Origin of the sequence: Amnibacterium setariae (assembly GCF_003581425.1) — a bacterium.
Classification (GTDB): domain Bacteria; phylum Actinomycetota; class Actinomycetes; order Actinomycetales; family Microbacteriaceae; genus Amnibacterium; species Amnibacterium setariae.
Genome location: NZ_QXTG01000001.1, coordinates 638,041 through 660,437, shown reverse-complemented (window position 1 = coordinate 660,437; position 22,397 = coordinate 638,041). Strand labels below are relative to the sequence as shown.

Annotated in this window: 25 protein-coding genes and 1 tRNA gene; 17 read left to right on the top strand and 9 right to left on the bottom strand. The window is 73.0% G+C overall.

What is annotated here, in order from left to right:
• Positions 1-16 precede the first annotated feature (16 nt).
• The gene (gene phoU, locus D1781_RS03460) at positions 17-670 is read left to right on the top strand and encodes a phosphate signaling complex protein PhoU (RefSeq protein WP_119480856.1); all 654 of its coding nucleotides are present in this window, start codon (positions 17-19) and stop codon (positions 668-670) included.
• Positions 671-782: 112 nt separating this feature from the next.
• On the opposite strand, the gene D1781_RS03455 is transcribed toward phoU, so the two are convergent.
• Complete coding sequence (locus D1781_RS03455; protein WP_119480855.1) at positions 783-1,538, bottom strand: phosphoglyceromutase; 756 nt, start codon at positions 1,536-1,538, stop codon at positions 783-785.
• 54 nt (positions 1,539-1,592) lie between these two features.
• On the opposite strand from D1781_RS03455, the gene D1781_RS03450 reads away from it, so the two are divergent.
• On the top strand, positions 1,593-2,369 hold the full coding sequence (locus D1781_RS03450) for a class I SAM-dependent methyltransferase (protein ID WP_119480854.1): 777 nt from the start codon (positions 1,593-1,595) through the stop codon (positions 2,367-2,369).
• Positions 2,370-2,373: 4 nt separating this feature from the next.
• Here D1781_RS03450 and D1781_RS03445 read toward each other — a convergent pair whose 3' ends face one another.
• Both D1781_RS03445 and ygfZ read right to left on the bottom strand, forming a co-directional pair.
• Positions 2,374-3,468 carry an FUSC family protein gene (locus D1781_RS03445; RefSeq protein WP_147392024.1) on the bottom strand — a complete coding sequence of 365 codons (1,095 nt, stop codon included), beginning with the start codon at positions 3,466-3,468 and terminating at the stop codon, positions 2,374-2,376.
• A 2-nt stretch (positions 3,469-3,470) separates the two neighbouring features.
• The gene (gene ygfZ / locus D1781_RS03440) at positions 3,471-4,574 is read right to left on the bottom strand and encodes a CAF17-like 4Fe-4S cluster assembly/insertion protein YgfZ (protein ID WP_119480852.1); all 1,104 of its coding nucleotides are present in this window, start codon (positions 4,572-4,574) and stop codon (positions 3,471-3,473) included.
• An 87-nt stretch (positions 4,575-4,661) separates the two neighbouring features.
• On the opposite strand from ygfZ, the gene D1781_RS03435 reads away from it, so the two are divergent.
• Positions 4,662-5,144, top strand: coding sequence for a VOC family protein (locus tag D1781_RS03435; RefSeq protein WP_199706363.1), 483 nt, complete (start codon positions 4,662-4,664; stop codon positions 5,142-5,144).
• 1 nt (position 5,145) lies between these two features.
• Here D1781_RS03435 and D1781_RS03430 read toward each other — a convergent pair whose 3' ends face one another.
• A complete protein-coding gene (locus D1781_RS03430; RefSeq protein ID WP_119480851.1) occupies positions 5,146-5,766 on the bottom strand; it encodes an FABP family protein in 621 nt (206 codons plus the stop codon).
• 285 nt (positions 5,767-6,051) lie between these two features.
• Positions 6,052-6,306, bottom strand: a complete 255-nt coding sequence (locus tag D1781_RS17415; protein ID WP_158589978.1) for a hypothetical protein — start codon at positions 6,304-6,306, stop codon at positions 6,052-6,054.
• A 121-nt stretch (positions 6,307-6,427) separates the two neighbouring features.
• On the opposite strand from D1781_RS17415, the gene D1781_RS03420 reads away from it, so the two are divergent.
• The 8 genes from D1781_RS03420 (at position 6,428) to pstB (ending at position 15,242) form a co-directional block, all read left to right on the top strand.
• Positions 6,428-7,117, top strand: a complete 690-nt coding sequence (locus tag D1781_RS03420; RefSeq protein WP_119480850.1) for a winged helix-turn-helix domain-containing protein — start codon at positions 6,428-6,430, stop codon at positions 7,115-7,117.
• 109 nt (positions 7,118-7,226) lie between these two features.
• Complete coding sequence (locus tag D1781_RS03415) at positions 7,227-7,748, top strand: hypothetical protein (RefSeq protein ID WP_119480849.1); 522 nt, start codon at positions 7,227-7,229, stop codon at positions 7,746-7,748.
• A 50-nt stretch (positions 7,749-7,798) separates the two neighbouring features.
• Positions 7,799-9,967, top strand: coding sequence for an RNA degradosome polyphosphate kinase (locus D1781_RS03410; protein ID WP_119480848.1), 2,169 nt, complete (start codon positions 7,799-7,801; stop codon positions 9,965-9,967).
• Positions 9,964-10,914, top strand: coding sequence for an NUDIX hydrolase (locus D1781_RS03405; RefSeq protein ID WP_119480847.1), 951 nt, complete (start codon positions 9,964-9,966; stop codon positions 10,912-10,914). Before D1781_RS03410 ends, D1781_RS03405 begins: the two co-directional genes overlap by 4 nt.
• A gap of 294 nt (positions 10,915-11,208) precedes the next feature.
• Positions 11,209-12,321: a phosphate ABC transporter substrate-binding protein PstS gene (pstS, locus tag D1781_RS03400; RefSeq protein WP_233550952.1), complete on the top strand. Its 1,113-nt coding sequence runs from the start codon at positions 11,209-11,211 to the stop codon at positions 12,319-12,321.
• An 88-nt stretch (positions 12,322-12,409) separates the two neighbouring features.
• Positions 12,410-13,354 (top strand): phosphate ABC transporter permease subunit PstC, encoded by a 945-nt coding sequence (pstC, locus tag D1781_RS03395; RefSeq protein WP_119480846.1) that lies wholly within the window; start codon positions 12,410-12,412, stop codon positions 13,352-13,354.
• Positions 13,354-14,430: a phosphate ABC transporter permease PstA gene (pstA, locus tag D1781_RS03390; protein WP_119480845.1), complete on the top strand. Its 1,077-nt coding sequence runs from the start codon at positions 13,354-13,356 to the stop codon at positions 14,428-14,430. Before pstC ends, pstA begins: the two co-directional genes overlap by 1 nt.
• A gap of 32 nt (positions 14,431-14,462) precedes the next feature.
• A complete protein-coding gene (pstB, locus tag D1781_RS03385; RefSeq protein WP_119480844.1) occupies positions 14,463-15,242 on the top strand; it encodes a phosphate ABC transporter ATP-binding protein PstB in 780 nt (259 codons plus the stop codon).
• A 105-nt stretch (positions 15,243-15,347) separates the two neighbouring features.
• Here pstB and D1781_RS03380 read toward each other — a convergent pair whose 3' ends face one another.
• From D1781_RS03380 to D1781_RS03370, 3 genes are all read right to left on the bottom strand, one after another.
• On the bottom strand, positions 15,348-16,154 hold the full coding sequence (locus tag D1781_RS03380; RefSeq protein ID WP_119480843.1) for an anti-sigma factor: 807 nt from the start codon (positions 16,152-16,154) through the stop codon (positions 15,348-15,350).
• Positions 16,151-16,744 (bottom strand): ECF RNA polymerase sigma factor SigK, encoded by a 594-nt coding sequence (gene sigK / locus D1781_RS03375; RefSeq protein WP_119480842.1) that lies wholly within the window; start codon positions 16,742-16,744, stop codon positions 16,151-16,153. The genes D1781_RS03380 and sigK overlap by 4 nt, the downstream gene beginning before the upstream one ends.
• A 239-nt stretch (positions 16,745-16,983) precedes the next feature.
• Positions 16,984-17,610, bottom strand: coding sequence for a DNA-directed RNA polymerase subunit beta (locus D1781_RS03370; protein ID WP_325048780.1), 627 nt, complete (start codon positions 17,608-17,610; stop codon positions 16,984-16,986).
• Positions 17,611-17,694: 84 nt separating this feature from the next.
• Here D1781_RS03370 and D1781_RS17730 point away from each other — a divergent pair, with 84 nt between their 5' ends.
• The 3 genes from D1781_RS17730 to D1781_RS03360 all read left to right on the top strand — a co-directional run bounded on the left by D1781_RS17730 (position 17,695) and on the right by D1781_RS03360 (position 18,388).
• Positions 17,695-17,844 carry a hypothetical protein gene (locus D1781_RS17730; RefSeq protein ID WP_199706361.1) on the top strand — a complete coding sequence of 50 codons (150 nt, stop codon included), beginning with the start codon at positions 17,695-17,697 and terminating at the stop codon, positions 17,842-17,844.
• A 36-nt stretch (positions 17,845-17,880) separates the two neighbouring features.
• Positions 17,881-17,953 (top strand) — tRNA-Lys (locus D1781_RS03365).
• A gap of 117 nt (positions 17,954-18,070) precedes the next feature.
• On the top strand, positions 18,071-18,388 hold the full coding sequence (locus D1781_RS03360) for a hypothetical protein (RefSeq protein ID WP_119480841.1): 318 nt from the start codon (positions 18,071-18,073) through the stop codon (positions 18,386-18,388).
• A gap of 339 nt (positions 18,389-18,727) precedes the next feature.
• Here D1781_RS03360 and D1781_RS03355 read toward each other — a convergent pair whose 3' ends face one another.
• The gene (locus D1781_RS03355) at positions 18,728-19,816 is read right to left on the bottom strand and encodes a GAF domain-containing protein (RefSeq protein ID WP_147392023.1); all 1,089 of its coding nucleotides are present in this window, start codon (positions 19,814-19,816) and stop codon (positions 18,728-18,730) included.
• Between the two features lie 145 nt (positions 19,817-19,961).
• On the opposite strand from D1781_RS03355, the gene D1781_RS03350 reads away from it, so the two are divergent.
• The 3 genes from D1781_RS03350 to D1781_RS03340 all read left to right on the top strand — a co-directional run bounded on the left by D1781_RS03350 (position 19,962) and on the right by D1781_RS03340 (position 22,357).
• Positions 19,962-20,801 (top strand): COG4705 family protein, encoded by an 840-nt coding sequence (locus D1781_RS03350; protein ID WP_233550949.1) that lies wholly within the window; start codon positions 19,962-19,964, stop codon positions 20,799-20,801.
• 248 nt (positions 20,802-21,049) lie between these two features.
• A complete protein-coding gene (locus D1781_RS03345) occupies positions 21,050-21,301 on the top strand; it encodes a hypothetical protein (RefSeq protein ID WP_147392022.1) in 252 nt (83 codons plus the stop codon).
• A gap of 150 nt (positions 21,302-21,451) precedes the next feature.
• Positions 21,452-22,357 (top strand): LacI family DNA-binding transcriptional regulator, encoded by a 906-nt coding sequence (locus D1781_RS03340; RefSeq protein WP_119480837.1) that lies wholly within the window; start codon positions 21,452-21,454, stop codon positions 22,355-22,357.
• Positions 22,358-22,397: the final 40 nt, after the last annotated feature.

Sequence of the window (22,397 nt, the reverse complement as noted above, 5' to 3'; positions counted from 1 at the left end):
CCGAGAGGGGTGCGCCGTGCGCGAGGTCTTCCAGCAGGAGCTGGCCGAGGTCCAGGAGCGACTGGTCCGCATCAGCGGCCTCGTCGCCACCTCCATCGAGCGCGCGACGACCGCGTTCAACTCGTCCGACGTGACCCTGGCCGAGTCGGTCATCGCCGACGACCACGAGATCGACGAGCTCGCCGCGAGTCTCGACGAGCTCGCGATCGACATCCTCGCCCGGCAGCAGCCGGTCGCCCGCGACCTGCGGATCGTGGTCTCCGCGCTGCGGATCAGCGCCTCCCTCGAGCGGATGGGCGACCTGGCGGAGCACATCGCGCAGCTCGCGCGCACGCGCTTCCCGGAGAAGGTCGTGCCGAAGGACCTGCGGCCGACGTTCAAGGAGCTCGGCCGGCTCGACGTGCTGATCGCGCAGAAGCTGACGCGCCTGCTCGAGAGCGAGTCCACCGAGCTGGCGGCGGAGATCCGCGACGACGACGACCTCGTCGACGACCTGCACCTCAGCGTCTTCGACAAGGTGCTCGGCGAGACCTGGAAGGGCGCGGCGAGCGACATCGTCGACGCGACCCTGGCGAGCCGCTACCACGAGCGCTTCGCGGACCACGCGGTGTCCATCGCGAAGAAGGTCCAGTACCTGCAGACCGGCGACTGGGTGGCCGTCGCGCACTGACGCGGTTGCGCACTGACGCCGTCGCGCACTGACGCGGGCGCGTCCGACGCCGCGCGTCGAACGACGAAGGGGATCCGACCCGTGGGCCGGATCCCCTTCGTCGTGCTCGGGGCTAGGCGCCCGCCTTGCCGCCCTGCGCGGCCACGGCGGCGGCGCCGGCCGCGGCGGCCTCCGGGTCGAGGTACTCGCCGCCCGTGACGATCGGGCGCAGCCGCTCGTCGAGGCGGTAGTGCAGCGGGATGCCGGTCGGGATGTTCAGCTCGGCGATGTCGTCGTCGGAGATGCCGTCGAGGTGCTTCACGAGGGCCCGCAGCGAGTTGCCGTGGGCGACGACGATCACGCGCTCCCCCGCCTGCAGGCGGGGTGCGATGTCGCTCTCGAAGTACGGGACCATCCGCGCGACGACGTCCTTCAGGCACTCGGTGCGCGGCACGTCGATGCCCGCGTAGCGCGGGTCGGACTCCTGCGAGAACTCGCTGCCCGGCTCGATCGGGGGCGGCGGCACGTCGTAGCTGCGGCGCCAGGTCTTGAACTGCTCGGGCCCGTACTCGGCGAGCGTCTGCGCCTTGTCCTTGCCCTGCAGGGCGCCGTAGTGGCGCTCGTTCAGCCGCCAGTCGCGCACGACCGGTAGCCAGGCGCGGTCGGCGGCGAGCAGCGCCTCGTCCGCGGTCTGGATCGCGCGGGTCAGCAGCGACGTGAACACGACGTCGGGGAGCAGGCCGGCCTCGCGCAGGAGCCGGCCCGCGTTGCGCCCCTCCTCGATGCCGCGCGCCGTGAGGCGCACGTCGACCCAGCCGGTGAAGAGGTTCTTCTCGTTCCACTCGCTGTAGCCGTGGCGCAGGAGGACGAGGGAGTGTTCGGTCGGCACGCCACGAGTGTAGGGCGGGCGCTCGGCGCGCTCCCGGGTCGGTAGCGTCGGGGCATGCCCGTCGGTCGCGTCACCCGCGGCACCACGGGCGTGAACCGGCTCCGACGGGTGGACCGGTACCTCGCGGCGCTCCCGCAGCTGCGGGCCGTCGCGTCGCCGCTCGTCGTGGACCTCGGATACGGCGCCCGGCCGTGGACCACGCTCGAGCTCGCGGACCGCCTCCGGTCCGTCGCCCCGCGGGTGCGGGTGCTCGGGCTGGAGATCGACCCGGAGCGGGTGGCGGAGGCGCTGCCCTCGGCCGCTTCGGGCGTCGACTTCGCCCTCGGCGGGTTCGAAGTGCCGACGCCGGGCGGCGAGCGCCCCCTGCTGATCCGGGCCATGAACGTGCTGCGGCAGTACGAGGAGGCGGAGGTGCCGGCGGCGTGGACGCGGACCGCCTCCCGCCTCGCACCGGACGGGCTGCTCGTCGACGGGACGTGCGACGAGCTCGGCCGGATCTGCTCCTGGGTGGACGTGGCGCCGGACGGCTCCCCCGTCCGGTTCACGATCTCCCTCCGCCTCGCGGGCCTCGAGTCGCCCTCGGTGGTCGCGGAGCGACTGCCGAAGGCGCTCATCCACCGCAACGTGCCGGGCGAGCGCGTCCACGACCTGCTCGCGGCCCTCGAGACCGCGTGGGTGCGCGCCGCACCGCTCTCCGTCTACGGCCCGGTGCAGCGGTTCACGGCCGCGGTCGACGCGATCCGCGCGCAGGGCGTGCCGGTGCAGGGCGGCCGCGCGCGCTGGCGGCTCGGCGAGCTGACCGTGCCGTGGTCGGTGGTCGCTCCCGCCTGAGGGCTCAGCCGAGGGCGGGCAGCTCGCCGCGGATCCGCTCGGCCGGCACGCCCGCGGCGACCGCGAGATCGACCACGACGGGTCGGACGAGCACGGTGATCATCGACGCGGTCACGGTCGCCTCCGGGGTGATGAGGCGCGGGTCGAGCCGGCGGGCGATGAGCCGGAGGTCCTCCGCGGCGGGCGCGAGCGCGCCGGGGTCGCGGACCGAGCGGCCGAGCAGCGCCGTCGCCGACCCGACGGCCTGCAGCAGCTCGCCGAGCTCGGGCCGGGGCGTGCCGTCGGCCGTGAGCGCCTCGGCACGCCGCGCGATGGTGCGCATGGACCGCACCGCGAGGTCCACGCCGTCGAGCAGCCGCCGCTGCGCGAGCAGCTCGGGCAGGCGGCGCCGGAGGAACGGGGAGACGCGCGCGATCGCGACCGCCGAGTCGAGCGTCGTCGTCCAGTCGACGAGCAGGGGCTGGAGCTCGCGGAGCGCCGCGAGCGCCGCCGTCGCGGTCGTTCGGTCGGCCGTGCGGAGGGCCCGGGCCGTGTCGTCGACGCCGCGCCGGAGGCCGGCGAACACGCGCTCGGCGTCGCGGACGGCGGCCCGGCGCGGGTCGCGCGGCAGCAGCGCGGTGGCGAGCAGCGCGACGCCGCCGCCGATGAACCCGTCGAGGCTGCGCGCCCACGGCCCGCCCGCGGGCAGCTGGATGAGCAGCACGATCGCGGACTGCGCCGTCGCCGCGACGGCGACCGCGGGTGAGGCGTTCAGCAGCCGCGCGACGAGGAGCGTCACGAACAGCGCGACGAGGATCTGCCAGACGCCGCGGCCGGCGACGAGCAGCATCACCTCGGCGAGCGCGACGCCGATCGCCAGGCCGAGCGCCGTCTCGAGCACCCGCCGCGGGCGGGCGTCCCGGACGAACCCGAGGCTGCTGAGGCACACCGTGATCGCGAGCAGCGGCACGGCGTGGCCGACGACGAAGTGCGCGAAGGCGTAGGACGCGGTCGCCGCGATCGCGAGCTGGGCGGCCGCGGGCACCGCCTCCCCCGCCCGGCGCAGCGCGGCGCGCGGGTGCACCGGCGCGGGGATGCGCCCGCCTCGACGGGCCGGCACGCTCAGCGGCGCTGCACGGCGCCGAGCCGCGGCAGCCGCGGCACGGCGACGGCGGGCCCGGAGCCGGCCGGCACGACCACCCGCTGCGCGGCGGCCACGTCGCCGTCCGGGGTCCGGACCAGGAGCGGCGCGTCCTCGGCCAGCGAGCGCTTGACGACGGCGAGCGCGATCGGCCCGTCCTCGTGGTGGCGCGCGCTGGACGTGACCCGGCCCACCTCGTCGTCGCCGGCGAGCACCGGGGAGCCGGGCGCGGGCAGCACGGCGTCCGACCCGTCGAGGTCGAGCTGCACGAGCCGCCGCGGCGGTCGACCGAGGTTGTGCACCTTCGCGACGGTCTCCTGGCCGCGGTAGCAGCCCTTGTCGAGGTGCACGGCGCTGCGCAGCCAGTCGAGCTCGTGCGGGATCGAGCGGGCGTCGATCTCCTGCGCGGCCCGTGGCCGCCACGCGGCGATGCGGAGGGCCTCCAGCGCGTCGACGCCGGCGAGCTCGACGCGGCCGTCGGCGGCCTCCGCGGCCAGGGTGCGGAGGCGGTCCCGCGGCACGAGCGCGAGACGGAGGGGCAGGTCCTCCCCCGGGTGCGCGGCCGCGGCCGCGCGGGTGACCCCGCCGTCGGCGCCGGTCGCCCAGGGGTCGGTCCAGACGAGCGGGGCGCCGTCCGGCCCCGGCTCGTCGAGCCCGCGCAGCGCCGCGAGCACGGCCGTGTCCGCGGTGCGGTCTGCGAGCTCGACCTGCTTCCAGAACCGCATCCTGGTGAGGAAGGCGAGCAGCGGCTCGGCGCTCGCGGCCTCGACGACCAGCCAGGTCGCCACGCCGTCGTCGACCACGTCCATCGCGTGCTCGATGCGTCCGCTCGGGTCGAGGAGCAGCGACTCCGCCGACTCCCCCGGCTGCAGCCCGACCAGGCGCTGGCTGGTCAGCGAGTCGAGCCAGGGCAGCCGGTCCGGGCCCTCGAGCCGCAGCACGCCGCGCGAGGACAGGTCGACGAGGGCCCGCCCCGCCGCGAGCGCGCGCTGCTCCTGCGCCGGTCGCCCGTAGTGCGCGGCGACCCCGGCGTCGGGGCCGGTGGCCGCGACCGCGCCGGGTACGTCGAGGAGCGGGCTCTGCACGCAGAAAGGCTAGGCGCTCGCCGGAGGGGTCGGTACCGTGGAGCGACCCGGCCGCACGACCCCGGGACGACGGCGAGGGAGCCGCTCATGACCGTGCTGCGCTTCGCGACGCACCTCTGGTTCGACCACGAGGCGGTCGAGGCCGCCGAGTTCTACGCGGACCTCGTCCCCGACTCGCACGTGGACCGCGTCGTCGCCGCTCCGCCCGGCGTGCCGGGCGCGGCGCCGGGCGCCCCCTTCTTCGTCGACCTGACGCTGAACGGTCAGCAGTACACGTTCCTGAACGGCGGCCCCCTCTTCCCCTTCGACTCGCAGGTCTCGCTGCTGCTGCTCGTCGACACCCAGGCGGAGGTCGACCGCTACTGGTCCGCCCTCGTCGCGGACGGCGGGAAGGAGGTGCAGTGCGGCTGGCTGACGGACCGGTTCGGGCTGTCGTGGCAGGTCGTGCCGGAGGCGCTGGAGCGCCTCATGGCCGACGAGGACCCGGCCGTGCGGGAGCGGGTCGCGAAGGAGATGCTCGGCCAGGTGAAGTTCGACGTCGCCGCCCTGGAGCGCGCCGCGCGGGGCTGAGTCAGTCGCGGCGGCGCAGGCGGCCGGAGGCGTGCGTCCGCAGCTCCTGCCCGAGCGCCGCGATGTCCCACGCCCAGAGCAGGTCGCCCTCCACCAGGCCGTACAGCCGCGTCGCCGCCGAGTACTCCTTCGCGCTCTCCGTGCGCATGACCGCGTCGGTCGCGAGGTCGACCCGCGGCCCCTTGACGCGGCCGAGGTAGAGCTCGGTGACCCCGGTCGGGTGCACCAGCGACACCTCGACGTCGAACCCGTCAGACGCGTTGCGCAGCGTCTCGACGCTCGCCGCGGTGCCGAACGGCCGCGGACCGGTGCCGGGCAGCATGCCGGGCCCGGGGTCGCCCTCGGTCGGCGGCCGGCTGAGCCGCCAGTAGCCGGTCTCCGTCACGAGCGGGACCGTCGGCCCCTCGTCGGGCGTGCCCCGGCCCTCCCCGAACAGCCACGTGAACGAGCTGTAGTTGAGGAACGGCAGCCCGTCGTGGCTGAAGCTCACCCGCTGCCCGAACTCGTGACGGCGCACCTCGTCGCCGACCTCGTACTCGACGAGGCCGGTGCCCTCCCACACGCCGATCAGCCAGGAGAGCGGCACGAGCTCGGCGGGCAGGCCGCTCGGGATGTCGATCATCCTCGAATCCTCGCAGGAGGAGTCAGCGCTGACCCTTGAAGAGCTTGGCGACGACGACGACGGAGACGAACGCGATGGCGAGGGACGCGAGGCCGAGCAGCCCCAGGTAGAACAGTTCGATCGCCAGCTGCACGGGCTCGATCCTATGCGCCGGGCGGGCGGGGTGATCTCGAGGCTCGCTGCGCTGGCACCTCGATCAGCGGAGCGGCCGGCTGCGCTCGCACCTCGATCAGCGGAGCGGCCGGCTGCGCTCCCACCTCGATCGACGGAGCGCCGGCGGCTGTGTCAGGAGAGGGCGGCGACCAGCGCGGCGACGCAGACGAGGACGAACGAGCCGCTCGCGGTCGCCGCCAGGCGCAGGACGAAGCCGCGCTGCTCGGCGACCGCCAGCTGGGCCACGATGCCCGCGACGATCGCGAGCGGCAGCGCGAGGGCGAGCCACGACAGGGTGTGCGGATCCGGCACGGACACGTCGATCAGCACGACGCCGACCAGGGTGAGCGCCCACACGGCGACGACGGCGACGCGAGCGGGAGTCACGCCCGGCATCCTCCCATCCCCGCCCGACCGCGCTCAGGCGGTTCGGAGCGGCCCCGGGTAGACGGACCGTTCCGCGCGGGTTCGATACGATGACGCCCACGGACTTGCCGGAAGGACCTCCATGGCACAGCTGTTGATCCTGACTCCTCAGGTCGACGGCGACGTGCTGCCCGCCCTCAGCCTGCTCTCCCACAAGGTCCGATCGATCCCCGCCGAGCCGGCGCAGCTGATCAGCGCGCCGCCGTCCGACGTGATCCTGATCGACGCGCGGTTCGACCTCGCCAGCGCGAAGTCGCTCTGCAAGATCCTCACGACGACCGGCATCACGGTGCCGATGATCCTGATCCTCACGGAGGGCGGCCTCACCGCCGTCTCGGCCGACTGGGGCGCGAACGACGTCGTGCTCGAGACCGCAGGGCCCGCGGAGGTGGACGCCCGCATCCGGCTCGTCATCGGCCGGATGGCCCAGGCGGACAGCGCGTCGAAGATCCAGGCGTCCGGCGTCGTCATCGACGAGGCGAGCTACTCGGCGCGCGTGCACGGCCGCCCGCTCGACCTCACCTTCAAGGAGTTCGAGCTGCTCCGCTTCTTCGCGACGCACCCGTCGCGGGTGTTCACGCGCGAGCAGCTGCTCAGCGAGGTCTGGGGCTACGACTACTTCGGCGGCACCCGCACGGTCGACGTCCACGTGCGGCGCCTGCGCGCGAAGCTCGGCGACCTCGAGAGCCTGATCGGCACGGTGCGCAACGTCGGCTACCGCTTCAACGTGTACGAGGACGAGGGCGAGCGCCTCGCGAGCGTCCGCCGCTAGACCGTCCTGCGCCAGCCCTTTCCTGAGAGTCGGCCGACAGACCTCCGACCGGTGCCTGGAGGTTCACTAGGGTCTCGTCGTCCGTGACCCAGCGGACGGGAAGGCATCCATGTCGACGTTCGACTCCTCCACCACCACCTCCACCGCCGGCAGCACGGCGCCCGCGGCCCCCGGCTCCGTCGCCTGGTCGTACCGGCTCTACCTGATCGGCGCGATCCTCGGCCTGGTCGGCATCGTGCTGAGCCTGGTCCTCCTGCCCGCCACGATCGACGCCGCCGTGCAGCGCGCGACGGGCCAGCTGCAGGGACGGAGCACGCAGGGCCTCGACGTCGAGGCGATCACCCGCGGCTCGGCCATCGCCGGCGCCGTGATCGGCGTCGCGATCGCGGTCGTCTTCAGCGTCCTCACGATCGTCTTCGCCCGCAAGCTGCGCCAGGGCCGCAACTGGGCCCGCATCGTGCTGGTCGTCTTCGCGGCGCTGCAGGTGTTCGGCATCCTCAGCGTCTTCGGCCTCGGCGCGCTGCAGTTCCTCGTGGTCGCCGCCGCGGCCGTGCTCAGCTTCCTGCCGGCCTCGAACGCCTGGTTCCGGGAGCAGAAGGCGCTGCGCACGGGGCCCGCGTCGACCGTCTGATCCGGGGCCCGTTCACCTGCGGGCAACCTGCGCGGTGGGAGGATCGGGAGATGGACGAGGAGAGCACGACCCACGCGGTCGTCGTCACCGAGGACGCCCCCGCCCCCCTCCCGCCGCGGCCGCGCCTGGCGCCGCTGCCGAAGGACCGGTACATCGACCGCGAGCTGTCGTGGCTCGCGTTCAACCGGCGGGTCCTGGACCTGGCGGAGGACGCGTCGCTGCCGATCCTGGAACGCACGAACTTCCTCGCGATCTTCGCGTCGAACCTCGACGAGTTCTTCATGGTCCGCGTCGCCGGCCTCAAGCGGCGGATCCTGACCGGGCTCGCCGTGCCGACGAACATCGGCAGGGCGCCGCGCGCCGTGCTCGCGGACATCAACGCCGCGGCGCACGTGCTGCAGGTGCAGCACGCCGAGGTGTTCCGCGAGCAGGTGCTGCCCGAGCTCGAGCGCGCCGGCATCCGCATCGTCGGGGTGGACGACCTGCCCGAGAGCGAGCGCAACCGGCTCGCCGACGTGTTCTCGAACCAGATCTTCCCCGTGCTCATGCCCCTCGCGGTGGACCCGGCGCACCCGTTCCCCTACATCAGCGGCCTGTCGCTCAACCTCGCGGTCCGCGTGCGGAACCCGCGCACGGACCGGGTCGACTTCGCGCGGCTCAAGGTGCCGACGGGCGTGCTGCCGCGCCTCGTCGCGACCTCCTCGCACGCCGGCGCGACGGCGACCTTCGTGCTGCTCGAGGACCTGATCGCGCACCACCTGGCCGAGCTGTTCCCGGGCATGGAGGTGCTCGAGCACCACGTGTTCCGGCTCACGCGCAACGAGGACCTCGAGGTCGACGAGGACGAGAGCGAGAACCTGCTGCAGGCGCTCGAGAAGGAGCTGCTGCGCCGCCGGTTCGGCCCGCCGATCCGCCTCGAGATCACCGAGGACATGGACGCGACGACGCTCGAGCTGCTCACCTCCGAGCTCGACGTCACCCGTGACGAGGTCTACCGGCTCCCCGGCCCCCTCGACCTGGCCGGGCTGTTCGAGCTGAACAAGCTCGACCGGCCGCAGCTGCACTACCCGACGGCGGTGCCGGCGACGGCGCCCGCGTTCGTGCCGGGCGAGCCGAACGAGAAGCCCGACCTGTTCACGGCGATCGCGAAACGCGACGTCCTCGTGCACCACCCGTACGAGTCGTTCGCGACGAGCGTGCAGGCCTTCCTCGAGCAGGCGGCGGCCGACCCGGACGTGCTCGCGATCAAGCAGACCCTGTACCGCACGAGCGGCGACAGCCCGATCGTCGAGTCGCTGATCGACGCCGCCGAGGCGGGCAAGCAGGTGCTCGCCCTCGTCGAGATCAAGGCGCGGTTCGACGAGCAGAACAACATCGACTGGGCCCGGAAGCTCGAGCGCGCGGGCGTGCACGTCGTCTACGGCCTCGTGGGCCTCAAGACCCACTGCAAGCTCGCGCTCGTCGTCCGCCGCGAGCCCGACGGCAACCTCAAGAACTACTGCCACATCGGCACGGGCAACTACAACCCGAAGACGAGCCGCATCTACGAGGACCTCGGCCTCTTCACCACCGACGACCAGGTGGCGAAGGACCTCACGCGCCTGTTCAACCAGCTCTCCGGCTACGCGATCGAGAAGAAGTTCCACCGCCTGCTCGTCGCGCCCCTGCACCTCCGGAAGGGCCTGCTGAAGCGGATCAACGCGGAGCGGATGCACGCCGAGGCGGGCAAGCCCGCGCGGATCCGGATCAAGGTCAACTCGATGGTCGACGAGGCGATCATCGACGCGCTCTACCGGGCGAGCCAGGCCGGCGTCGAGGTGCAGGTCTGGGTGCGTGGCATCTGCGCCATCAAGCCGGGGATCCCCGGCGTGAGCGAGAACATCGTCGTCCGCTCGATCCTCGGGCGCTACCTCGAGCACTCGCGGATCTTCTCGTTCCTGAACGACGGCGACCCGGTCACCTTCATCGGCAGCGCGGACATGATGCACCGCAACCTCGACCGCCGCGTCGAGGCGCTGGTCCGCCTGAAGCGGCAGGAGCACGTCGACGAGCTCGACCGGCTGTTCGACCTCGCGATGAGCGACGACACGGCGAGCTGGCACCTCGACGAGATCGGCGTGTGGGAGCGGCACGCCGTCAGCGACGAGGGCGAGCCGCACGTCGACCTGCAGGTCGCGACCCAGCAGGCGCTGAGCACGAGGAAGCGCACGAACCGATGACCGACGCCGGGGCGGCGCCCGTGCTCGCGGCGGGCGCCGTCTGCTGGCGACGGCGGGCGAAGAGCGTCGAGGTGCTGCTCGTGCTGCGGGAGCGGCACGGCGACGTGAGCCTCCCGAAGGGGAAGACGGACCCGAAGGAGTCCCTGCCCCAGACGGCGGTGCGGGAGGTCTTCGAGGAGACCGGGTACCACGTGCACCTCGGCATCCCGATCGGCACCACCGCGTACACGCTGCCGAACGGCCGCGACAAGACGGTCGCCTACTGGGCGGCCGAGGTGCCGAAGGGGCAGCTGGAGAAGGGGGTGTTCACCCCGAACGACGAGGTGAACGCGCTGGAGTGGGTGCCGCTCGCGAAGGTCGGCAAGCGCCTCACCTACGAGCGGGACGTCGAGCTGCTCCGGCGCTTCGCGGAGCTCGCGGTGACCGGCGACCTGGAAAGTTTCGCGCTCATCGCCCTCCGGCACGCGAAGGCCGCCTTCGACTCCCCGTCCGGCGCGGACGCGGACCGCCGCCTGACGCCGCGCGGGCAGGCGCAGGCCCGCGCCGTCGTGCCCGCGCTCGCCGCGTGGGGCCCGACCCGGATCGTGAGCAGCACCGCGGCCCGGTGCCTCGCGACCGTCGCCCCGCTCGCGAAGGCGACGGGCATCGAGGTGAAGCGCGCGCCGCAGCTCAGCCAGGACGGCTGGGAGATGCAGCACCACGACCCGGCCGGCGTGCGCGAGGTCGTCGCGCGGCGCATCGACAAGGGCCGCACGACCGTGCTCTGCAGCCACGCGCCCGTGCTGCCCGAGATCCTCGAGCAGATCGCGGAGGCGACGGGCAGCCCGAACGGCGCCCGGATGACCCGGGCCGGCATCCTGGGCACCGCCGAGTTCGCGGTGGTGCACCTCGCGGCGAAGGCGCCGCACAAGATCCTCGCGATCGAGACGCACGCCGCTCCGGAGTAGCGCCGGGGTGGTCTCGAGGCTCGCTGCGCTCGCGCCTCGACCAGCGGGGACCGGCTGCTGCGCTCCCACCTCGATCCGCGGGGACGGGGCGCGCCGTGCAACACGCCGGAAATGCCTGGTCCGCTCGTCGATCCGTGCAGCACCGTGACAGCACCGAGACGTCCGGTTCACCTCCCGTTCACCGTCGGGAGGGGATCGCGCTACCGGACCTCCCTACTTTCGGGGACGCCCGTGCGGGAAGAGGCACGACCTCCGTCACGGGCTCCTGCACCCGGACCCCGAAGGGATCACCTCTTGAAGCACCTGCGCGCGGGCCTCGCCATCGGCACGGCCCTCACCGCCATGATCGCGCTCTCCTCGTGCGCGTCGAACGAAGGCCCCGCGTCCAGCGGCGGCAGCGCCTCGAGCGGCTCCAGCGCCTCCTCGGCCAGCCTCAGCGGCACCCTGAACGGCGTCGGCTCGTCCGCCCAGGCCAACGCGCAGACCGCGTGGACCAAGGGGTTCCAGACGACCAACAGCGGCGTCACCGTGAACTACAACCCGTCGGGCTCCGGCGCCGGCCGCACCGCGTTCGAGAACGGCGGCGCGGACTTCGCGGGCAGCGACGCGGCCCTGCCGGCCGACGAGCTCTCCGGCTCGTTCAAGGACTGCAAGGCGGGCACCAAGGGCATCGACATCCCGGTGTACGTCTCGTCGGTCGCGCTCGTCTACAACCTGGACGGCGTGAAGGACCTGCAGCTCGACGCCCCGACGATCGCGAAGATCTTCAGCGGCAAGATCACGAAGTGGAACGACAGCGCGATCAAGGCGCTGAACTCCGGTGCGAACCTGCCGAGCTCGAACATCACGCCGGTCTACCGCTCCGACAAGTCGGGCACGACCAACAACTTCACCGACTACCTGCACCAGACCGCGGGCTCGATCTGGACGGCCGAGGCCGCCGACGCGTTCCCGTTCAAGACCGGTGAAGGCGCGGCCAAGGGCTCCGGCGTCGTCGCCGCCGTGACCGGCGGCAAGGGCACCATCGGCTACGTCGACTTCTCGTCGGTCGGCACCCTGTCCTACGCCAAGGTCAAGGTCGGCTCCTCCTACGTCGCGCCGTCCACCGACGCCGCGTCGAAGACCGCCGAGACCTCGCCGCTCGACACGAGCCGCGAGAGCAACGACGTCGTCGTCAAGGTGAACCGCACCACGACCGACTCGAGCGAGTACCCGATCACGCTGGTCAGCTACCTCATCGCCTGCCAGTCCTACAACGACAGCGCCAAGGCCGCGCTCGTCAAGGGCTACGCGCAGTACATCACGAGCGACGAGGGCCAGCAGGCCGCCGCGTCCTCCGCGAAGTCGGCGCCGATGACCGGCGCGCTCTCGACGAAGGCCCAGGCCGCCGCCGCGGCCATCGGCTGATCGTCCCCGCTAGCCGCCTCGGGCCGGAAGGTCCGAGGCGGCTAGCATCACGTCGTCCCGACACCCCCACGTCGATGAACAGGACCCGATGACCGCCTCGACGGCCCCCGCTCCCCGCTCGGTCAGACGCCTCGGCGACCGCGTCTTCTCCGGCGCCGCCCTCACCGGCGGACTGATCATCCTGGTCGCGCTCGCGGCCGTCGCGATCTTCCTCGTCGCCCAGAGCATCCCCGCGATCGGCGCCTCGTCGACGGACATCGAGTCCTCCGGCGCCTACCCGAACTTCTGGGCCTACGTCGGGCCCCTCGTGTTCGGCACGATCTGGGCCGCGCTGCTCGCCCTGCTGTTCGCGGTGCCGTTCTCGATCGCGATCGCCCTCTTCATCTCGCACTACGCGCCGCGCCGGATCGCGCGCGCCCTCGGTGCGGTCATCGACCTGCTCGCCGCGATCCCGAGCGTCGTCTACGGCGCCTGGGGCATCTTCGTCTTCGCCCCCTTCGTCCAGCCGTTCTATGCCTTCCTCGGCAGCACGCTCGGGTGGTTCCCCCTCTTCGCCGGCCCCGTCTCGCCGACCGGGCGCACGATCCTCACCGCCGCGCTCGTCCTCGCCGTCATGGTGATCCCGATCGTCACCTCGCTGTCACGCGAGATCTTCCTGCAGACGCCCCGCCTGAACGAGGAGGCGGCGCTCGCCCTCGGCGCGACGCGCTGGGAGATGATCCGCATGGCCGTGCTGCCGTTCGGCCGCTCCGGCATCGTCGCCGCCTCGATGCTCGGCCTCGGGCGGGCGCTGGGCGAAACCTTCGCCGTCGCGCTCGTGCTCTCGCCGAGCGTGATCGTCTCCGCGTTCCTGCTGAAGAGCGAGAACCCGACGACGATCGCGGCGAACATCGCGCTCCAGTTCCCCGACTCCTACGGGCTGAGCGTGAACGTCCTCATCGCGACGGGCCTGATCCTGTTCGTGATCACCTTCGTCGTGAACGCCGCGTCTCGCGCGATCGTCGGCCGCCGCGGCGGCGGGAAGGGCATCTGATGGCCACGACCACCGCCGTCTCCAGCAACATCCGGGCGGGGCAGCTGCCGCGCTACTCCCCCGTCGGCCTGCTGATCCTGAGCCTGATCGTCACGGGCGGGCTGTTCCTCGTCTTCCTGCTCGCGGGCATGACGGCGGCCTACAACGTCACCGGCGCGATCTTCTTCGGCCTGGTGCTCTGGGTCGTCGTCACGTACGTCGCGTCGTTCCTCGTCGAGGGCTCGCGGCGCGCGAAGGACCGCCTCGTCACGGCGCTCGTCTGCACGGCGTTCGGCGTCGCCCTGATCCCGCTCCTCAGCCTCCTCGTCACGGTGATCGCCCGCGGCGCAGAGCGGTTCGACGGCTCCTTCTTCAGCGAGTCGATGCGCAACGTGACCGGTGTCGGCGGCGGCGCGATCCACGCGATCGTCGGCACCGTGGAGATCACCCTCGCGGCCACCGTCATCTCGGTGCCGATCGGCCTGCTCGCCGCGATCTACCTCGTGGAGTACGGCCGCGGCGCGATCGCCCGCGGCATCACCTTCCTCGTCGACGTCATGACGGGCATCCCGTCGATCGTCGCCGGTCTGTTCGCCTACGCGCTGTTCATCCTCCTGACGGGCAACGCGGCGTACCGGTCCGGCTTCGGCGGCGCGGTCGCCCTCAGCCTGCTGATGATCCCGATCGTGGTCCGCTCCAGCGAGGAGATGCTGAAGCTGGTGCCGATGGAGCTGCGCGAGGCGTCCTACGCCCTCGGCGTGCCCCGATGGCTCACCATCGGGAAGGTGGTGCTGCCGACCGCGCTCGCCGGCATCGTCACGGGCATCATGCTCGGCATCGCCCGCATCATCGGCGAGACGGCCCCCCTGCTGCTCATCGCCGGGTTCACCGACAGCATGAACTACAACCTCTTCAACCAGCAGATGATGTCGCTGCCGGTCTACGCCTACACGCAGCTGACGAACCCCGGCACGCCCACCGACCCGTTCTTCGACCGCGCGTGGACCGCAGCCCTCGTGCTGATCGCGATCGTGCTGCTGCTGAACCTGATCGCCCGCCTCGTGGCGCGATTCTTCGCCCCCAAGCTGCCCCGCTGACGCGGCACCCGAACCCCTCAGAAAGGCATCCCGTGTCGAAGCGCATCGCCGTCAACGACCTCAACGTCTACTACGGCAAGTTCCGCGCCGTCGAAGGCGTCTCCCTCACCATCGAGCCCCGCAGCGTGACCGCCTTCATCGGCCCGTCCGGCTGCGGCAAGTCGACCTTCCTCCGCACGCTGAACCGCATGCACGAGGTGATCCCGGGCGCCTACGTCGAGGGCGAGGTCCTCGTCGACGGCAGCAACCTCTACGGTCCGGGCGTCGACCCCGTGCTCGTCCGCCGCCAGGTGGGCATGGTCTTCCAGCGCCCCAACCCGTTCCCGACGATGTCGATCCGCGACAACGTGCTCGCCGGCGTGAAGCTGAACAACAAGCGCATGTCGAAGTCCGACGCCGACGACCTCGTCGAGAAGTCGCTGCAGGGCGCGAACCTCTGGAACGAGGTCAAGGACCGGCTGAACCTGCCGGGCAACGGCCTCTCCGGCGGCCAGCAGCAGCGCCTCTGCATCGCCCGCGCGATCGCGGTCTCGCCCGACGTGCTGCTGATGGACGAGCCCTGCTCGGCGCTCGACCCGATCTCGACCCTCGCCATCGAGGACCTGATCGAGGAGCTGAAGCAGGACTACACGATCGTGATCGTGACCCACAACATGCAGCAGGCGTCGCGCGTCTCGGACAGGACGGCGTTCTTCAACATCGCCGGCACCGGCAAGCCGGGCAAGCTCATCGAGTACGACGACACCCGCGTGATGTTCTCGAACCCGTCGGTCAAGGCGACCGAGGACTACGTCTCCGGCCGCTTCGGCTGATCAACGCGCGGCTCCGCAGCGGCGGGAGGGACCGGACCGGTCCCTCCCGCCGCTGTCGTTCCGGGCCACCGCACTCGCCTTCCGGCCGGAGCAGGACGGAGCGGGTCAGGCGTCGAGGCGGACCTGGACGATCGGCCGAGTGGTCGGCTGGGTCGAGCCGCCGTCGGGCTCCACGGAGACCGCGAGCACCTCGCCGGAGCTCGGCGTGCCGGCGATGAGCGCGTACCGCTGGCCGCCGTCGTAGAGGCCGGCACTGGTGATCGTGTCGCCGCGGACGCTCCACAGCTGCAGGACCTTGCCGGACGGCGGGGTCACCCCGGTCAGCTCGACGGCGGTGCGGTGCTCGCTCGGCGACCACGTCACGGTCGCGACGCCACCGCCGGCTACGGACCCCACGACCTTCTGCCGATCCGAAGCGGTCACGACCGACGTGTACTCGCGCTGCGGCTCGAGCAGGGTCCGCTGGACGAGGAACCCTCCGCTGAACAGCACGACGGCGGCCGCGACGAGCGCGAGCGCCGCCATCGGGCGACGCCGGCGACGGCGACGCGAAGCGAGGTGGTCGCCGGCGGGCACCGCCGCGACGACGGTCTCCGCGGGAGCGACGACGTCGAGGCGCGGCGCATCGACCGACGCGGGCTCGACGGCGTCGAGGGACCCGGCGGGCTCCTCCGCGGGCTGCTGCGGCAGCGCGTCGATTGCGTCGAGCAGGCGGGCCCGCAGCGCGGCGGGCGGGGCGATCGGGGCGATGCCGAGACCGAGCGCGACCGCGGTGTCGGACAGGCCGACGACCTCGCTGCGCAGCTCCTCGGACTGCACCATGGCGGCCTCGACGAGCGCCGCCTCCTCCGCCGTCACCGCGTCGAGGGCGTAGGCGCCGCTCAACAGGTGGACGTCCTCCCGCTTGGTCATGCCGTCACCCCCATCGCATCGCGGAGCCGGATCATGCCGTCCCGGATCCTGGTCTTGATCGTGCCCACCGGCACGTGCAGCTGCGCGGCGATCTCGGTGTGCGTCAGCCCGCCGAAGTAGGCGAGCTCGACCGCCTGCCGCTGCAGCTCGGTCAACCCCTCGAGCGCCCGCTTGACCCGCGCGCCCTCCATCGTGATCTCCACGTGCTCGGCGACCTGGTCGTACTCGCGGTCGTAGTCGCGGATGCCGATCCGGGAGTCCCGGTCGCGGCTCGCCTGCGAGGCGCGCACCCGGTCCACGGCGCGGCGGTGCGCCATCGTGAGCATCCAGGAGACCGCGCTCCCCCGTTCCGGCTTGTACCGCGACGCGGTCTGCCAGATCTCGAGGTACACCTCCTGCGTGACCTCCTCGGCCTGGGCCGGGTCGATCAGGAGGCGCCGGATGAGCCCGTAGAGACGGGCCGACGTCGCGTCGTACAGCTCCGCGAACGCCCGCCGGTCGCCCTCGGCGATCCGGGCCAGGCGATGTTCGGGGGTGTCCCGCATGCCGGAGAGCGCATCACCGACGTCGGGGTCCATGACGACCAGCATGCAGCACCTCCTCCTGCTCCGCGCGTGAAGCGTCCGACTCCCGTTCGGGCCGGCGGCTTCATCCGTCGCATCCAGGGTTCGGACCGGCCGCTCCCTCGGATTGCGCGGAAGATCGCAGAGGCCCGAATGCGAGGGCAGGAGTGCCGGACCGCAGAAACGCCTCTCGGCGCGAGGCCGCTCGGAGCGGCTGAAAATGGAGCCCGGGGTTACTGCGGCCCGGCGTGGCCCGAGGGCCGTGCCTAGTCTAAAGCGCCGTCCCGCTGCAGCCTGGCAGACGCCGACAGGTCGTCGGCGAGCTGCGCCAGCCGCGAAGCGCGGCGCGTCAGCACCTCGGCCCGCGCCGGCTCGGTCGGGTCCGCGTCGTCCGCGAGGTCGAGCGACCCGTCCGCCGTCACCCGGCAGAACGCGGCGGCCCGGTCGAGCGCGAGGGCGAGGTCGCCGGCGAAGACGCCGCGGAGGATCTCGTCGGCGAGCGCGAGCAGCTCCTCGGGGCCGGCGGGCGACGGCGCCCCCGCCACCACGACGCTGATCCCGGCGAGCCGCTCGACGCCGCGCGCGTAGGCGAGGCTGACCTGGTCGGCGTCGCGCCGGACCATCTCGCGGAGCAGGTAGAGCCGCCAGAGCGCTCCCGGCAGGCTGAGCGCGGCGGCTCGCGACCACAGCTCGGCGACCGCGTCGATGCCCTCCCGCTCCGCGAACGCGACGAGGCGGGCGACGACCTCGGGGTCGGGGTCCGCCCGCACGCGGCTGACGAGCGCCTGCGCGGTCTCGTGCGCGGAGCGGACGAGCACGGCGGGGTCCTCGCCGCCCTTCACGAAGTCGAAGTGCTCGGACGGCATCCGCACCGGACGGGGGAAATCGGCCACCGCCCCAGGGTACGAGCGGAGGCCGCATCCGCGCGCCGGCCCGCGTTCGGCCGCCTCTCGGGAAGTGCCGCCTACATTCCCAGCATGCTCGGACTGATCATCACGCTGCTCGTGATCTGGCTGATCCTCGCGATCGTCGGCTTCACCATCAAGGGCCTGATCTGGCTCGCGATCATCGGCCTGATCCTCTTCGTGATCACGGGCGTCGTCGGCTTCATCCGTCGCCGCGTCTGACCGCCCCGCCGACGGCGCGGATATCCTCGACCCCACGGGCCTCTAGCTCAGTCGGTAGAGCATCGGACTTTTAATCCGCGGGTCGTGGGTTCGAGCCCCACGGGGCCCACCTTCGCGAACGTGCCAGGACGAGCCCGCGGGACGTCGCACTCCCCTGGCCGCGAGACGTCTCTCCCCTCCCGGCGGGACGAGCAGCCGGGGTCGGAGCGAGGGGCGTGATTCCCAGGTGATGCTGGTCGCGGAGCTCATCGAGGCGGTGCAGCCCGCACTCCGCGAGATCCTGACACCCGAGGAGCTCGCGGAGACGACGACGACGGTGACATGGGCGCCCGACTTCACAGCCGGCCTCGGGCGCAGGCAGGCGATGAGCGACGACGAGCCGCTCCGCCCCGAGGCGATGCTCGAGGTCCGGACGCTCGGCGAGCACCGGGGCATCTGGGTCGATGGGGACGAGACCTCGTCCGAGGTGTACGCGCGAGTACGGAGCGAGCTTCAGGACTTCGTCGCTGAGAGCGGGTTCGGCTGGGGTCAGCTCCGCCCGTAGCCGTCCCGAGCCCGTGTCCGATGCCCCCTCATGGGACGGCCCTCGGCCCCGGCCCGCATGCGACTCGACGGACCGGCCGATGGAGGACGGCGCGGACGTCCGGTCGACGCGGCCTCCCGGACCGCGTGGCTCGCGCCCGGCGGGACGTGCGTGGTGCGCGACGTGGTGTGCCGGAGAAGCACGGCGACTCTCGCGCGGAAGCACGGCCCGCCGAGGGGACCGACGATCGAGGGGAGGAGGCGAGCGGATGTCGACGACCCTGGTGATCGGATCGATGCAGGTCCGGGTCGACCCCGACGTGGCGACCGCGGTCCGTCTCCCGCAGGCCGGTGGCCGGGTTCACCCCATCAGGAGGCCGAGCTCGGCCTCCGCGAGCTGCGCGAGCTCGCGGAGCGCATCGCCGTCGGCGGCGTCCACCTCGTGCGGCACCAGGTCGAACACGCACAGGGCGCCCACCCGGTACCCGTCGGGCGACTCGATCGGGTGCGCGGCGTAGAAGCGGACCGGCTCGGCGGCGCCCCGCACGTGCGGGTTGCCGTCGAACCGGCGGTCGAGCCAGGTGTCCGCCACGACCAGCGGCCCCGAGCCGCGGATCGCGATCCCGCACAGCGGCTCCGCCACCTCGACGCCGGAGGGGCTCCCCACCGCCGCGAGCACGCGGGCCCGGCCGTGGTCCACGAGGTTGACCTGCGCGAACGGCACGTCGAACGTGTTCCGTGCGAGGAGGACGACCCGCTCGAGATGCCCCGCACCGGACGACGCGATCGCGCGGACCCGGTCGACGGCGTCCTGACGGTCCTGCTCCGGCTGCGGCACGGCTCGACGCTCCTCGGCCGTCCGGGCGAGCCCTTCGACCGCCGCGGCAGCGGACGCGGCCAGGGTCGCCGCGATCGGCGCCGCGATCCGGGGCGCGTGCTCCAGCACCGCCTCCGACAGGCCGCCGTCGGCGGGCACCATCACGGTCGGGAGGTCGAACGCAGTCCGCAGGCGGGCGTCGAGCTCGGCGTCCGGCTCGCCGTCGATCCGGAAGCGGACGAGCAGCAGCCGGCTCGCGGAAGCGAGCTCCGACACCAAGCCGTCGGCCGCCTTCGCGGCTCGTGCGAGCCGGTGCCGCGTCCACGTGCCGAAGTGCTCCGGCAGCAGGGCGGCGACCGCCTCGTACCGCCAGAGCCGCCAGGCGTCCCGCGCGCCGCCGACGGCGCGGACCGCCGGTGCGAGGTCCCAGAGCACGTCGAGGTCGAGACCCCGTCCGGTGCGCAGCACGATCTCGTCCGCGATGCGATCGACCAGACGGTGGCCGACCGCGTGCTCCGGCCCGTCGACGAAGGAGTGGTCGCCGATGACGAGGACGCTCTGCGGGGCGGGACCGCTGCGGTGGATCCGGCTGATGTCGAAGCGCCCGCCGCCGACCCTGCTCGCCTCGTGCATCGGCACCCCCTCCAGGACGGGACGACGATGCCAGGCGACGCTCCGCATCGTCTGCGGGCGCCGCGGATCGCGAGGAGCGACCGAGGGATCCGGCGCTCGCGCCCGTCTTGGCGCTTTCTTGATGCGGCTCCCCGAAGATCCGGGCGTGCGATCGAGAGCGGGGCGTGCCGCGACCGCGCCGACCCGTCGGGTGCCGGAGCCGGACGCGGCGTTCTGGGTCGTGAAGATCCTCACCACCGGGATGGGCGAGACGACGTCGGACTTCCTCGTGCAGCGGTTCGCGCCGGAGCTCGTGGTGCCCGCGGCGTTCGTGGTGCTGGTGGCGGCCCTGCTGCTGCAGCTCCGGATGCAGGCCTACCGGCCGGCGGTCTACTGGACGACCGCCCTCATGGTGAGCGTGTTCGGAACGATGGCCGCCGACGTGCTGCACGTCGGGCTCGGGGTCCCCTACCTGCTCTCCGCGGCCCTGTTCGCGATCGCGCTCGTGATCGTGTTCGCGCTGTGGCGGCGCGAGGGCACGCTGTCGGTGCACGGGATCACGACGGGCCGCCGCGAGCGCTTCTACTGGGCCGCGGCCGTGTGCACGTTCGCGCTCGGCACCGCCGCCGGCGACCTGACGGCGACCTCGTTCGGGCTCGGCTACCTGGGCTCCGGCGTCCTGTTCCTGGTGCTCTTCGCCGCCCCGGGCCTCTTCTTCGTCGTCACCCGGCGCGCGGCCGTGGCGACGTTCTGGACCGCGTACGTGCTCACGCGGCCCTTGGGCGCGTCCTTCGCCGACTGGTTCGCGGTGCCGCGCGACCGCGGCGGCGTGGACCTCGGACCGGGACCGGTCAGCGCGGTCCTCCTGGTCGTGTTCGTCGTGGTCGTGACGGTGCTCGCCGTCCGGGCGCGGAGCGCCAGCGGCCGGACGGCGGCGGCCGTCCCGTCCTCGACGCGGTCTTCAACGGCGCGAGCAGCGCGGCCTTCGCCACCGAGCAGTCGATGACGGCCGGGCCGGGCAGCACCGCGTACACGGTCGCGACCGTCACGAGCAGGTCGACGGCGTACGGGTGCACCGAGCGGCTCGCGGCGAGGCGAGTGCGAGATCCACGACCCGGACGCTAGGAGCGGCCCCGCCCGCGCACGAGGCCGCGCTTCTCCTGGCAGCCGTGGTCCTGACAGCGCCACTACCAGGATCGCGAGGCGCACGGCACCCGGTTGCGGACGAAGGCGACGCGTGGCTTGCTGGACCACGTGAGGCTGGTGATGCTGACCGTCTACGTGCTGATGTCGGTCTGGCTGCTGGTGTCCGCGGCGCTGCGGATCGACATCCAGCTCTCGAGCGGGCTGCCGCTCGACCCGCTGCCCTTCATCAGCGGCGGCATCGGCCTGCTCGCGCTGGTCCTGCTGCTGCCGACGCTCGACGAGTGGCGGAACGCGCGGCAGAACCCGCCCGAGCCGCCGACCGCGCCGGGTGCGCTCCCGGACCGCGAGCGCCGCGGCTAGCACGCGCCTCCGTCCAGGCGCCCGAGCGGGCCGGAGGAGCGACGCGACGCGCGTGCCCCCGCGACGCCTCCGGGTCAGGGCGGCGTCATCGTGCGACGATTCGTCCGCCGCGCAGAGTCGCGCGGGCCGAGCGCATCCGGAGGAGCACTGATGGCGATCGTGAGCGTGCCGGTCCCCTACGCCGGCAAGTGGTACTTCGAGTCCCTGCTGCGCGGCCTCCGAGCCGGTGCCGCCGCCCACGGGCACGAGCTCGAGGTCTGGGTGGAACCGCCCGGGCCGGCGGCGCGGCAGCACGTGGCCGCCCGGCTGGAGGCGCAGCTCGCCCGGCCCGAGTACGTCGGCGCGGTCGCGGTGCACTTCCGGCTGCAGGGCGAGCAGGTGGAGCGCGTGACGCGGCCCGGCAAGCCCGTCGTGCTGATCGGCGGCCGGTCCGACGGGCTGCCGACGGTCCGGCTGGACGACGCCGCCATCGCCCGCGACGCGACGCAGCACCTGATCGACCTGGGCCACCGGCAGATCGCCCACCTCGCCGGGCTCGTCACCGCGCCCGACGACATCACCATCCGCGCCGACCGGGTCCGCGGCTACAGCGAGGCGATGAGCGCGGCCGGGCTGGAGATGCAGGCGGCGGTGCGGGCGAGCTCGTTCGAGCTGGCGGACGCGACGGCCGCGGCCATGAGCCTCCTCTCCGGCGACGACCGGCCCACGGCCGTCTTCGCCGTGGTCGACGAGGTCGCCTACGGCGTGCTCGAGGCGGCGAGACGGCTCGGGCTGGCCGTCCCGCGCGACGTGAGCGTCATCGGCGTCGACGACCACGAGGCGGCCGCGGCGGCCGGGCTCACGACGATGCGGCAGGATCCGGCGGCGGTCGGCCGCGCCGCCGCCGCGCGGCTGCTCGGCGAGACGGCCGACGACGACCAGGTGGTCCCCGCCGAGCTCGTGCTGCGGACCAGCACCGCTCCGCCGCGGAACGGGTCGGGCGGCCGGGATCGCCCCGGGCTGCTGGGGCGGCTCCTCCGCCGCGTCGCGGTCGAGCGGAGCACCGCACGCACGTGAAGCCGTGCAGCGGCGGGAGGAGGCGGTGCATCCCGTCACC

Excerpts from the sequence above, each read along its gene's own strand:
- D1781_RS03450 (WP_119480854.1), top strand. The coding sequence starts at position 1,593 with ATGCCCGTCGGTCGCGTCACCCGCGGCACCACGGGCGTGAACCGGCTC.
- D1781_RS03435 (WP_199706363.1), top strand. The coding sequence starts at position 4,662 with ATGACCGTGCTGCGCTTCGCGACGCACCTCTGGTTCGACCACGAGGCG.
- D1781_RS03430 (WP_119480851.1), bottom strand. The coding sequence starts at position 5,766 with ATGATCGACATCCCGAGCGGCCTGCCCGCCGAGCTCGTGCCGCTCTCC.
- D1781_RS03420 (WP_119480850.1), top strand. The coding sequence starts at position 6,428 with ATGGCACAGCTGTTGATCCTGACTCCTCAGGTCGACGGCGACGTGCTG.
- D1781_RS03415 (WP_119480849.1), top strand. The coding sequence starts at position 7,227 with ATGTCGACGTTCGACTCCTCCACCACCACCTCCACCGCCGGCAGCACG.
- D1781_RS03410 (WP_119480848.1), top strand. The coding sequence starts at position 7,799 with ATGGACGAGGAGAGCACGACCCACGCGGTCGTCGTCACCGAGGACGCC.
- D1781_RS03405 (WP_119480847.1), top strand. The coding sequence starts at position 9,964 with ATGACCGACGCCGGGGCGGCGCCCGTGCTCGCGGCGGGCGCCGTCTGC.
- pstC (WP_119480846.1), top strand. The coding sequence starts at position 12,410 with ATGACCGCCTCGACGGCCCCCGCTCCCCGCTCGGTCAGACGCCTCGGC.
- pstA (WP_119480845.1), top strand. The coding sequence starts at position 13,354 with ATGGCCACGACCACCGCCGTCTCCAGCAACATCCGGGCGGGGCAGCTG.
- D1781_RS03380 (WP_119480843.1), bottom strand. The coding sequence starts at position 16,154 with ATGACCAAGCGGGAGGACGTCCACCTGTTGAGCGGCGCCTACGCCCTC.
- sigK (WP_119480842.1), bottom strand. The coding sequence starts at position 16,744 with ATGCTGGTCGTCATGGACCCCGACGTCGGTGATGCGCTCTCCGGCATG.
- D1781_RS17730 (WP_199706361.1), top strand. The coding sequence starts at position 17,695 with ATGCTCGGACTGATCATCACGCTGCTCGTGATCTGGCTGATCCTCGCG.
- D1781_RS03355 (WP_147392023.1), bottom strand. The coding sequence starts at position 19,816 with ATGCACGAGGCGAGCAGGGTCGGCGGCGGGCGCTTCGACATCAGCCGG.
- D1781_RS03340 (WP_119480837.1), top strand. The coding sequence starts at position 21,452 with ATGGCGATCGTGAGCGTGCCGGTCCCCTACGCCGGCAAGTGGTACTTC.